The sequence below is a fragment of the Microbispora sp. ATCC PTA-5024 genome (assembly GCF_000511135.2).
Lineage (GTDB): Bacteria > Actinomycetota > Actinomycetes > Streptosporangiales > Streptosporangiaceae > Microbispora > Microbispora corallina.
Map to the genome: position 1 here is coordinate 423,744 of NZ_KI866528.1, position 14,840 is coordinate 438,583.

Here is a 14,840-nt window from a genome sequence, read left to right on the forward strand (position 1 = left end):
CCCGCGCGGACCGTCGCCTCCGGGGAGCGCCACCTGAGCCCCGGCGAATGCGCCACTGATGCAGGGCCGACGCATGCGACGTCCACAGTGGTCGGCGAGCGGGGAGGAGACCGGTCCCCGCCCGCGGCGACAGCCGGCGCGTCCGTCCGGGACGCCCCGGCGGAAAGAGAGACACTGTGCGAAGGACACCCCGCGCTCAGACCACGACGGCCGTGCTGGCGGCGACAGCCCTGGCGGCGGCGGCCGTCACCGTGCTGTCCACGGGCGGTGGCGCGACCGCGTCGAGCGGTCCGGAACCGGGAGCCGAGACCGCCGGCGACCGCCTGTTCCCCTACCTCGGCAACGGCGGCTACGACGTCGCGTCGTACGACGTGGCCTTCGACTACCGGCCGGGCGAGACGGCGATGCGGTCCGCCGTGCGCATCACGGCGTCGGCTCGCCAGGCGCTGTCCCGCTTCAGCCTCGACTCGGCGGGCCAGGCCATCCGCGACGTCACCGTGGACGGCAGGCGGGCGCGCTTCGCGGCACACGGCGAGAAGCTCGTCGTCACTCCGGAGCGCCCGGTGCGGAAGGGGGAGCGCTTCCGCGTGGAGATCGGCTACACGGCGGACCGCACCGCCAATCCCCCCTCTCCCGCGTCGCCGGACAGTCCCGCGCATTTCGACAACTGGTACAACAAGGACGACGGCTTCGTGCTCTTCGGCCAGCCCGACAGGGCGCATCTGTTCTTCCCGATGAACGACCATCCGGCCGACAAGGCCACGGTCACCTTCCGGGTCACCGTGCCGAAGGACCTGCAGGTCGCCGCCAACGGCACGCTGCGTTCCCGCAGCACGTCGAGAGGCCGGACGACGTACGTCTACGGCACCCGCGACCCCATCCCCACGCAGACGGTGCAGGTGGCGGTGGGCCACTTCCGGCGGGTACGGCAGACCGGGCCGCACGGTCTCCCGCTGACCAGCTTCATCACGCCCGGCTCCTACGAGAAGGCCAAGCCCTCCGTCCGCCTCATCCCGTCGCAGGTCGCCTGGGTGGAGAAGCAGATCGGCGCCAGGTACCCCTTCGAGGCGTACGGCGTGCTCGGCGTGCAGGGCGGCTACGCCGCGGCGTTCGAGTCGGCGGGCCTGTCGACCTTCAGCGCGGAGGCCGGACTGACGAAGCCGGAGGAGACGCCCACCATGGTCCACGAACTGGTCCACCAGTACTTCGGGAACGCCGTCTCGGAGAAGAGCTGGGACGACATGTGGATCAGCGAGGGGCACGCCACCTACTACACCCTCCTCTACAAGGACGAGAAGGGCTTCGAGAAGCTGGCCGACTCGGTCCGGCGCGCCTACACGTACGACCAGGACACGCGGGGGACGACCGGTCCCCCCGGACGGCTGAAGGACCCCCTCGACCTCCTCGGGAGCACCAACGCCCCCGGCTTCCTCATGCTCTACGGGCTTCGGCTGAAGGTCGGCGACGCGACCTTCCGGGCCATCGAGCGGACGTTCTTCGAGAAGTACCGCCACAAGGCGGCCTCGACCCAGGACTTCGTCGACGTGGCCAACACGGTGTCCCACCGTGACCTGACCGCCTACATCACGAGCTGGATCTACGGAGCCGAGACCCCGCCCATGCCGGCCGCCTCATGACCCCGTGCGTAGTATTTGCCGACATGTCGCAATTTAGTGCGTTCGAGTTGCGGGAGGGCTCCCGGCGCCGGAACGGCGGGCGGCCGAAGGGCCCGGACCTGCACCTGGTGGAGGACCTGACCGGCCCCTCCGGCCTGCCGCTGCGGCGCTACCGGCCGTCCCCCGGCACGCGACCGCTGGTCGTCTTCCTGCACGGCGGCGGCTGGGTGGTCGGCGACCTGGAGACGCACGACCGCACGTGCCGCCGCATCGCCAGGGAGTGCGACGTCGAGGTCCTCGCGGTCGACTACCGGCGGGCGCCCGAGCACCCCTACCCGGCGGCGGTCGACGACGCCGTGGCCGTGCTCCGCTGGGCGCGACCGGCGGCGGTCGCCGGAGACAGCGCGGGCGGCTACCTGGCCACCATGGCGTGCCTGCGGCTGCGGGACGAGGGCGGGCCGCTGCCCGCCCTGCAGGTCCTCGTCTGCCCCAACACCGATCTCACCCTCGCCTCGCCCAGCGTCGCGGAGAAGGGGACGGGGTACGGCCTCGACGCCGACATCCTGCACTGGTTCGTCGAGCAGTGGACGCCCGACCCGGCGGCGCGGCTCGCGGCGAGCCCGCTGCACCGGCGCGACCTGGCGGGCCTTCCGGCCGCCCTCGTGGTGACCGCCGAGAACGACGCCCTGCGCGACGAGGGCGACGCCTACGCTGAGCGGCTGGCCGAGGCCGGCGTCCCGGTCGCGCACCGCTGCGAGCCGGGGCTCGTACACGGCTTCATCCAGGGAATGGACCTCACCAGCGCCGAGGCGGCCGCCGCGACCGAACGCCTCTTCGCCGACATCCGCCGGATGGTCCCGCGGTAGGGCGGCCATGGGCCGGCCCCTCGCCGGTCCTGGCGTGAGGGCGGCGGCCCGCCGCCCTCGCAGCCTATGTCAGGCCGGCACCCTGTCCAGGAAGCCGTACACGCTCCTGATCCGGCCGTCCTCGGCCAGCGCGACCACGTCGAAGCCGATCACCACGGGCTCGGGGGCTCCCTCGGGCCCGAGGTGCCAGGTGAACCGGAGCGTGTCGTGGTGGCCGTCGACCGGCCCCCCGAGCGTGAACACGAACCCCGGGAACATCTGCTGCGCACCGGCGATCACGGCGGCCACCCCCTCGTGCCCGCTGACGGCCGCCAGCGGGTCGGTGTAGCCGCCGTCCTCGGTCCAGAGCGCGGCCACCGCCTTGGCCCTGGCCTCGGCGTCCGTCTCGTTCCAGGCGGCGATGTAGCGCTCCGCGACGGCGGTGTGGTCGATCGTCTCGTGGTCGGTCATTTTCGAACTCCTCGTCCGGTGTCTCGTTCGGCGACAGGGGAACCGTGTCACGCGACCGGGACGCCGGGCGATTACGCGCGAGGTAACGCGATCGCCTGAAGACAGGCGGCGCCTGGGCGGCGCCCACGTCACAGGCCCAGGGTCTCCTTGCGGAGGTGGGTCTTGAGAATCTTGCCGCCCGGGTTGCGGGGCAGCTCCGCCTCCCGGAACCAGAACCGCACCGGCACCTTGAACGCCGCGATGCGGCCGCGCAGGAAGTCCTGCAGCTCCTCGCCGGTCGCCTCGGCGCCGGGCTTGAGCCGCACCACGGCCCCGACCTCCTCGCCGAGCTCGTCGTCGGGGATGCCGATCACCGCGGCGTCGTCCACGGCCGGGTGCTCGAACAGGGCGGCCTCGACCTCGGCGCAGTAGACGTTCTCCCCGCCGCGGATGACCATGTCCTTGGCCCGGTCGACGATGTAGACGTAGCCCTCCTCGTCCAGGCGGGCGAGGTCGCCGGTGTGCAGCCAGCCGTCGACGAACGTCTCGGCCGTCGCCTCCGGCCTGCCCCAGTAGCCCATGATCACGATGGGCCCGCGCATGCACAGCTCGCCGACCTGTCCGGGCGGGAGCTCCGCGCCCGTCGGGTCGCAGACCTTGACGTCCACGACCGCGAGCGGCAGGCCGATGCTCTCGGGCTTGGCCAGGTAGTCCTTGCCGCTGTTGTAGATCGCCAGGGCCGTCGTCTCGGTCATGCCGTACCCGTTGGAGGGGGTGCGGTTCGGCAGGAGCCTGGTGATCCGCTCCAGCAGCTTCGGCGGGGCGGGCGCGCCGCCGTACGAGATCGAGCCGAGCGAGGAGATGTCGTAGTCGCGCAGGGAGGGGTGCGACAGCAGCTGCCAGGCGTTGGTCGGCACGCCGCTCATGACGGTGACCTTCTCGCGCTCGATGAGCTCGAGCGCGCGCTGGGGGTCCCACTTGTACATGAGGACGAGCCCGCCGCCGGTGAACATGGTGGTCATGAGCACGGCGAAGCATCCGGTCACGTGGAACAGCGGCACCGTGAGCAGCGTGATCCGGCGCACCCCGGCGGCCTCGCCCGGGTCCTTGCCGGCGAGGGCGACGCCGCGCAGCATCGCGTACGCCACGGTCATCGGGGCCTGGCCGAGGTTGCGGTGGCTGCCGAGGGCGCCCTTCGAGCGGCCGGTCGTGCCGGAGGTGTAGAAGATCGTGGCGGGGTCGTCCGGCCCGATCTCGACGGCGGGCAGCGTCACGTCGGCCCGCACCTCGCCGAGCACCTCGGCCCAGTTGGCGTTCTCGTCGCGGGTCACGATGGTGGGAACGGCGGTGTTCGCCAGGCGCCGGGCGCGCTCCCCGTCGGCGATGAGCACCTTGGCCCCCGAGTCGGCCAGGCCGTACTCGAGCTCCTGCTCGGTCCACCACGCGTTCAGGGGGACGGCGACGGCCCCGGCGGCCAGGACGGCGGAGAACGAGACGATCCACTCGGGGTAGTTGCGCATCGCGACGGCCACCCGGTCGCCCTTGCGGACCCCGTAGTCGTCGACCAGGCGGTTCGCGAGCGTCGCGGCCAGGCGGAAGTGCTCCTCGTAGGTGATCCGCTCGTCCTCGAAGGCGACGAACACCTTGTCCCCGTGGAACCGGGTGATCTCCAGCAGGGCCCGGAACGTCGCGGGGGCGTGCTTCCATGCGCGGATCTTGTTACCGCCGACCTCGACCTCTTCCATCTCGAAGAGCTGTCCGGGCGCCGTGAGCTGGGCCTGGACCTGTTCGTTCGTGATCGTCATGCTGCGCGCACTCCCAGGGATCGCTCGTCAATCGGAATGTCACGATACCGACCAGTAGGTACGGAGACCAGACGTCCGCCACTCGGAACGCGGCTTGCATGTCCATGCCGCAAAATGCATACTCTTCAAGAAGCAAGAACATGAGACCTTGCGCATGAATATGCAGGAGGATGGATGAGGGCGGCCGTCGCCGGGGCGAGCGGGTACGCGGGGGGAGAGCTGCTCCGCCTGCTGCTCGGCCATCCCCGATTCGAGATCGGCGCGCTGACCGCCGGGTCGAGCGCGGGCAGCAGGCTCGGCGAGCACCAGCCGCACCTGCCGGCGCTCGCGGACCGGGTGGTCGAGGAGACCTCGCCGGCCGCGCTGGCCGGGCACGACGTCGTCTTCCTCGCCCTCCCGCACGGCCAGTCGGCCGCCGTCGCCGCCGAGCTCGGCGAGGGGACGCTGGTCGTGGACTGCGGCGCCGACTTCCGGCTGGAGAGCGCCGCCGACTGGGCCGACTTCTATGGCGGCGAGCACGCCGGCACCTGGCCGTACGGGCTGCCGGAGCTGCCCGGGCAGCGGGCCCGGCTGCGCGCGGCCCGCCGGATCGCCGTGCCCGGCTGCTATCCGACGGCGGCGACACTCGCGCTGTTCCCCGCGTTCGCCTCCGGGCTGGCCGAGCCCGACGTCGTGGTCGTCGCGGCCAGCGGCACCTCGGGGGCCGGCCGCGCGCCCAAGCCCCACCTGCTCGGCAGCGAGGTCATGGGCTCGGTCGCCGCGTACGGCGTGGGCGGCGTCCACCGGCACACCCCGGAGATCACGCAGAACCTGTCGGGCGTGGCCGGACGGCCGGTCCGGGTGTCGTTCACCCCGACCCTCGCCCCGATGAGCCGGGGCATCCTGGCCACCTGCACCGCCCCCGCCGTGCCCGGCCTCACGGCCGCCGCGCTCCGGGAGGCGTACGAGACCGCGGTGAAGGACGAGCCGTTCCTGCGCCTGCTGCCCCCGGGCGCCTGGCCCGCCACCGCCATGACCGTCGGCGCCAACACCGCCGTCCTCCAGGTGGCCCTCGACGAGCGGGCCGGCCGGATCGTCGTCGTCATCGCCATCGACAATCTGACCAAGGGCACGGCGGGAGGCGCGATCCAGAGCGCCAACCTCGCCCTCGGTCTTCCGGAAGAACTCGGCCTTCCTCTCAATGGAGTCGCCCCGTGAGTCAGATCTCTCCCAAGGACGTGGCATGAGCGTCACCGCGCCGCTGGGATTCCGCGCGGCGGGGGTCGCCGCCGGGATCAAGAGCGGGGACGCCCGCGACCTGGCCCTCGTCGTCAACGACGGGCCCTCCCGCGCCGCCGCGGCCGTCTTCACCCGAAACCGCTTCAAGGCCGCGCCCGTCCTGTGGTCGGCCCAGGTTGTGAGCGGCGGCCGGGTGCGGGCGGTGGTGCTGAACTCGGGCGGCGCCAACGCCTGCACCGGGCCTGCCGGGTTCCAGGACACCCACGCGACGGCCGAGAAGGTGGCCGCGGCGCTGGACGACTCGGCGGCCGAGGTCGCGGTCTGCTCGACCGGGCTGATCGGCGAGCGGCTGCCGATGGAGCCGCTGCTGGCGGGGGTGGAGACCGCCGCGAGCCAGCTGTCCAGGGACGGCGGGCTGGCCGCCGCGGACGCCATCAGGACCACCGACACCGTCAGCAAGATCTCCTTCCGCCGCGGCGAGGGGGGCTACATGGTGGGCGGCATGGCCAAGGGCGCCGGCATGCTGGCGCCGGCCCTGGCCACGATGCTGTGCGTGCTCACCACCGACGCCGACGTGTCCGCGGAGGAGCTCGACGCCGTGCTGCGCCGGGCGACCTCCGTGACGTTCGACCGGCTCGACGCCGACGGCTGCATGTCGACCAACGACACCGTGCTGCTGCTCGCCAGCGGCGCGTCGGGCGTCCGTCCCGGCCTGGCCGAGTTCGAGAGGGTCGTCACGGCCGTCTGCGCCGACCTGGCCCGCCAGCTCCTCGTCGACGCCGAGGGGGCCACCAAGGCCATCGCGATCGAGGTCGTCGGCGCGGCGTCGGAGGACGACGCGGTGACCGTGGGCCGCGCCGTCGCCCGTTCCAACCTGCTCAAGTGCGCCATCCACGGCGAGGACCCGAACTGGGGGCGCGTGGTGAGCGCGGTCGGCACGACCGACGCGGCGTTCGAGCCCGAGCGGCTCAACGTGGCCGTCAACGGCATCTGGATCTGCCGGGGCGGCGCGGCCGGGGACGACCGCGCCAAGGTCGACCTGCGCCCCCGCGACGTGACGATCACGATCGACCTGTCCGCCGGACCGCACTCGGCGACCGTCCACACGACGGACCTCACCGCCGCGTACGTCCACGAGAACTCGGCGTACTCGTCGTGAGCACTTCCGTACGGCGCAACGGCGCCCTCGACAAGGCGTACACGCTGATCGAGGCGCTGCCCTGGCTCGCCCGGTTCCACGGCGCGACCGTGGTCATCAAGTACGGCGGCAACGCCATGACCGAGGAGCACCTGCGCGAGAAGTTCGCGGCCGACGTGGTCTTCCTCCGGTACGCCGGGCTGCGGCCCGTCATCGTGCACGGCGGCGGCCCGCAGATCCAGACCCACCTCGACCTCCTGGGCATCGACAGCCACTTCGTGTCCGGGCTGCGGGTGACGACGCCCGAGGCCATGCAGGTGGTCCGCATGGTCCTGGTCGGCCAGGTGAACCGCGACGTCGTGGGGCTGATCAACCGGCACGGCCCGTTCGCGGTCGGGATGTCGGGGGAGGACGCCCACCTGTTCACGGCCGAGCGCAAGCACGCCGTCGTCGACGGCGTGAAGGTCGACATCGGCCAGGTCGGAGAGATCGTCCACGTGGAGCCCGGGGCGGTGCGCGCGCTGCTCGACGACGGCCGGATCCCGGTCGTGTCGTCGATCGCCCGGGGGGAGGACGGCGTCTACAACGTCAACGCCGACACCGCCGCCGCCGCGCTCGCGGTCGCCCTGGAGGCGTCCAAGCTGATCGTGCTGACCGACGTCGAGGGGCTGTACGCCGACTGGCCGAACAGCGAGGAGGTGGTCAGCCGGATCACGGCGTCCGAGCTGGCCCGGCTGCTGCCGTCGCTGTCGAGCGGCATGGTCCCCAAGATGGAGGCGTGCCTGAACGCCGTCCGCGGCGGCGTGCCGCAGGCCCACGTGCTCGACGGCCGCATGCCCCACGCCCTGCTGCTGGAGATCTTCACGGACCAGGGCATCGGCACCATGGTCCAGCCCGACGACGCCGACGTCGAGAACGGGGAGGCGCCCGATGAGCGGTGACGGACAGAGCCTGCGCGAGCGGTTCGAGGCCGCGTTCATGCCCAACTACGGCGTCCCGCCGGTGGCGCTGGCGCGCGGCGAGGGCTGCTCCGTCTGGGACGCCGACGGCAGGCGCTACCTCGACCTGATCGGCGGCATCGCGGTCACCTCGCTCGGCCACGCCCACCCGGCGCTGGTCGAGGCCGTCTCCCGGCAGGTCGCCACGCTGGCGCACACCTCGAACCTGTTCCTGCACGAGCCCGAGGTGCTGCTCGCCGAACGGCTGCTCGGCCTGCTGGGCGCCCCCGCGCGGGTGTTCCTGGCCAACTCCGGCACCGAGGCCAACGAGGCCGCGCTCAAGCTCGCCATCAAGTACGGCAGATCGCGCGGCCGCCACTACTTCGTCGCCGCCGAGATGGGCTTCCACGGCCGGACGCTGGGTGCCCTGTCGCTGACCGGCAAGCCGTCGATCCGCGACCAGTTCGGGCCGTTCCCCATCGACGTCCGGTTCGTCCCGTACGGTGACGCCGACGCGCTCAAGAACGCCGTGACGGACGACTGCGCGGCCGTCTTCCTCGAACCCACCCAGGGCGAGGCCGGGGTCGTCCCCCCGCCCGACGGCTACTTCCGCGCCGCCAGGGAGATCTGCTCGGCGACCGGGGCCCTGCTCGTGGCCGACGAGATCCAGTCGGCCATCGGGCGCACCGGGCACTGGTTCGCCCACCAGGCCGAGGGCGTCGTCCCGGACGTGCTGACGCTGGCCAAGGGCCTCGGCGGCGGCATGCCCGTCGGCGCCTGCGTCGGCTTCGGCGAGGCCGGGACCGTCTTCGCGAAAGGCGACCACGGCTCGACCTTCGGCGGCAACCCCGTCTCGTGCGCGGCGGCGCTCGCCGTGCTCGACGTGATCGAGCGCGACGGTCTGCTGGACAACGTGAAGACCGTGGGCGCCCTGCTCTCCGAGGGCATCGCGGCCGTCCGCCATCCGCTGCTGCGGGGCGTCCGGGGCCGGGGGCTGTGGCTGGCCGCCGTCCTGGCCGAGCCGCGCTCGGCCGAGGTGCAGGCGGCAGCGCAGGAGGCCGGGTTCCTGGTGAACGCGCTCCAGCCCGACGCCGTACGGCTCGCACCCCCGCTCGTCATCGACGAAGCCGAGGCACGCTCCTTCCTCGACGCGCTGCCCGGCATCCTGGAGGCCGCACATGGCTAGCCACGACCCCGGACGGATCAGGCACTTCCTGAAGGACGACGACCTGTCGCCGGAGGAGCAGGCGCAGGTGCTCGACCTCGCCGAGGCCATGAAGAAGGACCGGTTCGGCTACCGGCCCTTCGAGGGACCCCGAACGGTCGCCGTGCTGTTCGACAAGCCGTCCACCCGCACCCGGATCTCGTTCGCCGTCGGCGTGGGGGAGCTGGGCGGCCAGGCGCTGATCATGGACGTCGGCTCGTCGCAGATGGGCCGGGGCGAGCCGATCGAGGACACGGCGCGGGTGCTGTCCCGCCAGGTCGCCGCCATCGTGTGGCGCACCTCCGGCCAGGAGCGCATCGAGACGATGGCCGCCCACTCCACGGTCCCGGTCGTGAACGCGCTGACCGACGAGTTCCACCCCTGCCAGATCCTCGCCGACCTGCAGACGATCAGGGAGCACCGCGGCTCGCTGCGCGGGCTGACGCTCGCCTACCTGGGCGACGGCGCCAACAACATGGCCCACTCGTACCTGCTGGGCGGCGCCACGGCCGGCATGCACGTGCGGATCGGCGCCCCGGCCGGGTACCTGCCCGACGCGCTCATCCTCGACCGGGCGGCGGAGATCGCCGCGGCCACGGGCGGGTCGGTCGCGGCGGTCACCGACCCGGAGGCGGCCGTCGCCGGCGTCCACGTCGTGGCCACCGACACCTGGGTGTCGATGGGCCAGAGCGGCAAGGAGGAGCGGGTTGCCGCCTTCGCGCCGTACCAGGTGAGCTCGGCGCTGCTCGACGTGGCGGCGCCCGACGCGATCGTGCTGCACTGCCTGCCGGCCTACCGCGGGATGGAGATCGCGGCCGACGTGATCGACGGGCCGCGCAGCGTCGTGTGGGACCAGGCGGAGAACCGGCTGCACGCCCAGAAGGCCCTGCTCCACTGGCTCGCCACCCGGGGCGGGGAGGGGGCGTGAGCATCCCTCCGACCCGGGCCGCGCGGCACGCCCGCATCGTCGAGCTGCTGACCCGGCACAAGGTGCGGTCGCAGCCGGAGCTGGCCAAGCTGCTCGCCGAGCAGGGCGTCGAGGTCACGCAGGCCACGCTCTCCCGCGACCTCGACGAGCTCGGCGCGCTGAAGCTGCGGGCCGACGACGGGACCCTCGTGTACGCGCTGCCCGGCGAGGGCGGCGGACGCATCCCGCTGTACCGGACGGGGAACGCCAACGGTCAGGCGGAGAACCCGGACGCCCGGCTCCGCAGGATCGCCGAGGAGCTGCTGGTGTCGGCCGAGGCCTCCGCCAACCTGGTGATCCTCCGGACGCCTCCGGGGGCGGCCCAGTTCCTCGCCTCGGCCGTCGACCACGCGGGCTGGGAGTCCATCCTCGGCACGGTGGCCGGGGACGACACGATCCTGGTGATCAGCAGGGACCCGTTAGGCGGCGACGCCCTGGCCCGGTCGCTGCTGGACCTGACCGCACGCCGCCCCCCGGCCTGACCCGGCCGGGCAGGTCCGGCGCGCGTCCCGTTCCGGTGCGGAAGCGGGGCGTACGTCGGCTAAGGTCGCGATTCAGGGAGCGACCCGTGGATCTTCGCGTCGTCGCGGCGGCGCGCGGGAGATCCGGCTGTCACACGGCCGGACGCATTCAGAATCGAAAGGGAGAACGCGGTGGCGGACAACAAGCCGATGAGGCTCTGGGGCGGCAGGTTCGAGGGGGGACCCGCGGACGCGCTCACCCGCCTGTCGGTGAGCGTGCAGTTCGACTGGCGGCTCGCGCCGTACGACCTGCTCGCGTCGCGGGCGCACGCCCGCGTGCTGCACCGCGCCGGCCTGCTGACCGACGACGAGCTTCAGCGCATGCTGGCCGCGCTGGACGACCTCGACCGGGCCTGCCGCACCGGGGAGTTCCGCCCCACGGTGGCCGACGAGGACGTGCACACGGCGCTCGAGCGCGGCCTGCTGGAGCGGCTCGGCTCCCTCGGCGGCAAGCTCCGCGCCGGCCGCAGCCGCAACGACCAGGTCGCCACCGACCTGCGGCTCTACCTGCGCGACCACGTCCGCACGATCGTCTCCCGGCTCGTCGAGCTGGAGACCGCGCTGATCAGTCAGGCCGAGGAGAACGCCGAGGTCGCCGCCCCCGGCATGACCCACCTGCAGCACGCGCAGCCGGTGTCGTTCGGCCATCAGCTGCTCGCGCACGTCCACCCGCTGTCGCGCGACGTCGACCGCCTGCGGGACTGGGACCGCCGCGCCGCCGTCTCGCCGCTCGGGTCGGGCGCCCTCGCCGGCTCGTCGCTGCCGCTCGACCCCGCCGCCGTCGCCGCCGAGCTGGGATTCGACGCCCCCGCCCCCAACTCCATGGACGCCGTGGCCGACCGGGACTTCGCCGCCGAGTTCCTGTTCTGCGCCGCGCTGATCGGCGTGCACATCTCCCGCCTGGGGGAGGAGATCGTGCTGTGGGCCTCCCAGGAGTTCCGGTGGATCGAGGTCGACGACGCCTACTCCACCGGTTCGTCGATCATGCCGCAGAAGAAGAACCCCGACGTAGCGGAGCTGGCCCGGGGGAAGAGCGGGCGGCTCATCGGCTCGCTGATGTCGCTGCTCACCACGCTCAAGGGCCTGCCCCTCACGTACAACCGCGACCTGCAGGAGGACAAGGAGCCGGTCTTCGACGCCGTCGACACGCTCCTGCTGGTGCTGCCCGCGGTGTCCGGCATGGTCTCCACGATGCGGGTGAACCGGGCCAAGCTGGAGGCGAGCGCGCCCGACGGGTTCGCCCTCGCCACCGACCTCGCCGAGCTGCTCGTGCGCCGCGGGGTCGCGTTCCGCGACGCCCACGAGGCCGTCGGCCACCTCGTGGTGTGGTGCCAGGTCAACGACAAGGACCTCGGCGACCTCACCGACGACGAGCTGGCCAAGGTCTCCCCGCACTTCGCCCCCTCGGAGGGTCCCGGCGGCACCCCCGGCGTCCGCGACGTGCTCAATGTCCACGGCGCGCTCGCGGCCCGCAGCGCCTTCGGCGGCACCGCCCCCGACCGCGTCCGGGACCAGATCGTCTCCCTCAGGGAGATCGTCGACGGCCAGGCGGCATGGGCGTCGGAGAGCTGACCGGACCGCCGCTCGACCGGGGATTCTTCGACCGGCCGTCTGACGTGGTCGCGCCCGACCTCCTCGGGCGCGTCATCGTCCACGGCCCGGTCGCGTTACGCCTGACCGAGGTCGAGGCGTACGGCGGGCCAGGCCAGGACCCCGCCTCGCACACCTACCGGGGGCGCACGCCGCGCAACGCCGTCATGTTCGGCGAGCCCGGCCACCTCTACGTCTACTTCACGTACGGCATGCACTTCTGCGCCAACCTCGTCTGCATGCCGGAGGGCGTCGGCTCCGCCGTCCTGCTCCGGGCGGGCGAGGTGATCGCCGGGCTGGAGACGGCCCGCACCCGCAGGCGGGCGCCGAACGGGTCGGGCGGCCTGGAGCCCGGGAACGGATCGAACGGCGGGAACGGCTCCGGCCGCGCGCCGCTCGACCGCGATCTCGCCCGGGGGCCGGCCCGGCTGACCGTGGCCCTCGGGCTCGTCCGCGAGCACAACGGGACCGACTGCTGCTCGCCGGGCCCGATCCGCGTCCACGCCGGCCGGCCGGTGGACCCCGCGCTGGTCAGGACGGGTCCGCGGACCGGAGTGGCCGCCGGCGCCAAGACGCCCTGGCGTTTCTGGGTCGAGGGCGACCCCACCGTCTCGCCGTACCGGGCCCACGTGCCGCGCCGTCGTCGCGTGCCGGGCGGACAATGAAGTGGCGATAGGGTTTCGACGTCATGCAGGCTGGTACGGGGGCCCAAGGCCGTCCACCCATCGATCAGTGAGAGCCACGACTGTGACCGCTTCTTCCCACAGCGCCGCCACGTCCGAGATCGGCGACATCCTCGACGACCTCGAGTGGCGCGACGTCATCGCGCAGACCACGGACGCCGACGCGCTCCGCAAGGCGCTCGCCGACGGGCCGATCACCGTCTACGCGGGCTTCGACCCCACGGCTCCGTCGCTCCACGTGGGAAACCTCGCGACGCTGCTGATCCTGACCCGTTTCCAGCGGGCCGGCCACCGGCCGATCGGCCTGGTCGGCGGGGCCACCGGCCTCATCGGGGACCCGAGCGGCCGCAGCACCGAGCGCGCCCTCAACTCCACCGACGTCGTCGAGGAGTGGGTGTCCCGGATCCGGGTCCAGGTGGAGAAGTTCCTGTCGTTCGACGAGGGGCCGACCGCGGCGACGCTGGTCAGCAACCTCGACTGGACGGCCGGCCTGTCCGCCATCGACTTCCTCCGCGACATCGGCAAGCACTTCCCGGTGAACCGGATGCTCGCCCGCGAGTCGGTCTCCGCCCGGCTGGCCGGCGAGGGCCTCAGCTACACCGAGTTCAGCTACCAGATCCTCCAGGCCAACGACTACCTGGAGCTGTACCGCCGGCACGGTTGCACGCTCCAGCTCGGCGGCAGCGACCAGTGGGGCAACATCACGGCCGGCGTCGACCTGATCCGGCGCGTCGAGGGGGCCCACGTCCACGCCCTCACCGGCAAGCTGATCACCAAGGCCGACGGCACGAAGTTCGGCAAGACCGCCGGCGGCGCGGTCTGGCTCGACCCGGCGCTGACCTCGCCGTACGCGTTCTACCAGTACTGGCTGAACGCCGACGACCGGGACGTGGTGCGCTTCCTGAAGGTGTTCACCTTCCGGACGCGGGAGGAGGTCGACGAGCTCGAGAAGGCCGTGTCGGAGCGGCCCGCGGCCCGGGAGGGGCAGCGGGCCCTCGCCGAGGACCTGACGACGCTGGTGCACGGCGCCGACGAGCTCGCCCGGGTCATCGCCGCCTCGCGCGCCCTGTTCGGCCAGGGGTCGCTCGCCGACCTCGACGAGCGGACGCTCGACGCCGCGCTGGCGGAGGTGCCCAAGGCCGTCGTGCCGTCGCTCGGCGGGACCGTCGTCGACCTGCTGGCGGAGAGCGGCCTCGTGGAGTCGAAGTCCGCCGCTCGCAGGGCCGTCAAGGAGGGCGGCGCGTACCTCAACAACGTGAAGATCACCGACGAGGACCACACGCCGGGCGCGGAGGATCTCCTCCACGGGCGGTTCCTGGTGCTTCGCCGCGGCAAGAAGACGATCGGCGGCGTCGAGGTCGGCTGAACCTCCGTAGCGCCGTTCGCAGGGCCGCCCCCGGCTACCCGGGGGCGGCCCTTTTGTGGTCAAAAGTCGCTGTGACGAGGGTAACAATCTTGTGGCGTACGAGGCAGAAACGGCCCGGATTACCAGCCTGAGCTGGGGTTTCGCGCGGCTCGCCGGGATTTGACGGCGCCGTCGGTCTTGCTTAATGTTTCCTTCGCCCCGGGAAGTGCGGGACGCCGACAGGCGGCCGGGCCCGAGGGCGAGCCACTTCGACAAGCAGCCTGACGAGGTCCCAGACCGAGTCCGGGCCGTCGTGATGCGCATCAGCGATCTCCAGCGGAGAGGTTGACGCGGACCACACGGTGGTGTAAGTTGGAGTGGTTGCCCCGGAGACGGGGCCGGTTCCTCCCCGTGAGGGTGCCGACCAGCGTCGCGTAGTCGCAAGGCTCGCGATGGGGTGAGGTACCGGAGGAGGGACGAAGCGGAAGCCTACGCCCTGGATCTCGGGATCGCTTCGAGC

At 72.5% G+C, this 14,840-nt stretch carries 13 protein-coding genes; 11 read left to right on the forward strand and 2 right to left on the reverse strand.

Annotated elements, in window-relative coordinates:
• The first annotated feature begins 176 nt into the window (after positions 1-176).
• Positions 177-1,637, forward strand: coding sequence for a M1 family metallopeptidase (locus MPTA5024_RS38865; RefSeq protein WP_036333591.1), 1,461 nt, complete (start codon positions 177-179; stop codon positions 1,635-1,637).
• Between the two features lie 23 nt (positions 1,638-1,660).
• Entirely contained in the window at positions 1,661-2,482 is an 822-nt protein-coding gene (locus MPTA5024_RS38870; protein ID WP_084370356.1) for an alpha/beta hydrolase, read from the forward strand.
• A 69-nt stretch (positions 2,483-2,551) separates the two neighbouring features.
• Here MPTA5024_RS38870 and MPTA5024_RS38875 read toward each other — a convergent pair whose 3' ends face one another.
• Together MPTA5024_RS38875 and MPTA5024_RS38880 are read right to left on the reverse strand one after the other, a co-directional pair.
• On the reverse strand, positions 2,552-2,932 hold the full coding sequence (locus MPTA5024_RS38875; protein WP_036333593.1) for a nuclear transport factor 2 family protein: 381 nt from the start codon (positions 2,930-2,932) through the stop codon (positions 2,552-2,554).
• 128 nt (positions 2,933-3,060) lie between these two features.
• On the reverse strand, positions 3,061-4,716 hold the full coding sequence (locus MPTA5024_RS38880) for a class I adenylate-forming enzyme family protein (RefSeq protein WP_036333595.1): 1,656 nt from the start codon (positions 4,714-4,716) through the stop codon (positions 3,061-3,063).
• 174 nt (positions 4,717-4,890) lie between these two features.
• Between MPTA5024_RS38880 and argC the strand changes: the two genes are divergently transcribed.
• From argC to tyrS, 9 genes are all read left to right on the forward strand, one after another.
• Complete coding sequence (argC, locus tag MPTA5024_RS38885; protein ID WP_036333597.1) at positions 4,891-5,913, forward strand: N-acetyl-gamma-glutamyl-phosphate reductase; 1,023 nt, start codon at positions 4,891-4,893, stop codon at positions 5,911-5,913.
• 25 nt (positions 5,914-5,938) lie between these two features.
• The gene (gene argJ, locus MPTA5024_RS38890; protein ID WP_036333599.1) at positions 5,939-7,093 is read left to right on the forward strand and encodes a bifunctional glutamate N-acetyltransferase/amino-acid acetyltransferase ArgJ; all 1,155 of its coding nucleotides are present in this window, start codon (positions 5,939-5,941) and stop codon (positions 7,091-7,093) included.
• Entirely contained in the window at positions 7,090-8,013 is a 924-nt protein-coding gene (argB, locus tag MPTA5024_RS38895) for an acetylglutamate kinase (RefSeq protein WP_036333601.1), read from the forward strand. Before argJ ends, argB begins: the two co-directional genes overlap by 4 nt.
• Positions 8,003-9,196 (forward strand): acetylornithine transaminase, encoded by a 1,194-nt coding sequence (locus MPTA5024_RS38900; protein WP_036333603.1) that lies wholly within the window; start codon positions 8,003-8,005, stop codon positions 9,194-9,196. Before argB ends, MPTA5024_RS38900 begins: the two co-directional genes overlap by 11 nt.
• Positions 9,189-10,142: an ornithine carbamoyltransferase gene (gene argF / locus MPTA5024_RS38905; protein WP_036333605.1), complete on the forward strand. Its 954-nt coding sequence runs from the start codon at positions 9,189-9,191 to the stop codon at positions 10,140-10,142. Before MPTA5024_RS38900 ends, argF begins: the two co-directional genes overlap by 8 nt.
• Complete coding sequence (locus MPTA5024_RS38910; RefSeq protein ID WP_157099954.1) at positions 10,139-10,663, forward strand: arginine repressor; 525 nt, start codon at positions 10,139-10,141, stop codon at positions 10,661-10,663. Before argF ends, MPTA5024_RS38910 begins: the two co-directional genes overlap by 4 nt.
• Before the next feature lie 189 nt (positions 10,664-10,852).
• Positions 10,853-12,274 carry an argininosuccinate lyase gene (gene argH, locus MPTA5024_RS38915; RefSeq protein ID WP_036333820.1) on the forward strand — a complete coding sequence of 474 codons (1,422 nt, stop codon included), beginning with the start codon at positions 10,853-10,855 and terminating at the stop codon, positions 12,272-12,274.
• A complete protein-coding gene (locus MPTA5024_RS38920) occupies positions 12,256-12,957 on the forward strand; it encodes a DNA-3-methyladenine glycosylase (RefSeq protein WP_036333606.1) in 702 nt (233 codons plus the stop codon). The genes argH and MPTA5024_RS38920 overlap by 19 nt, the downstream gene beginning before the upstream one ends.
• 118 nt (positions 12,958-13,075) lie before the next feature.
• Positions 13,076-14,341, forward strand: a complete 1,266-nt coding sequence (gene tyrS, locus MPTA5024_RS38925; RefSeq protein ID WP_036333822.1) for a tyrosine--tRNA ligase — start codon at positions 13,076-13,078, stop codon at positions 14,339-14,341.
• Positions 14,342-14,840: the final 499 nt, after the last annotated feature.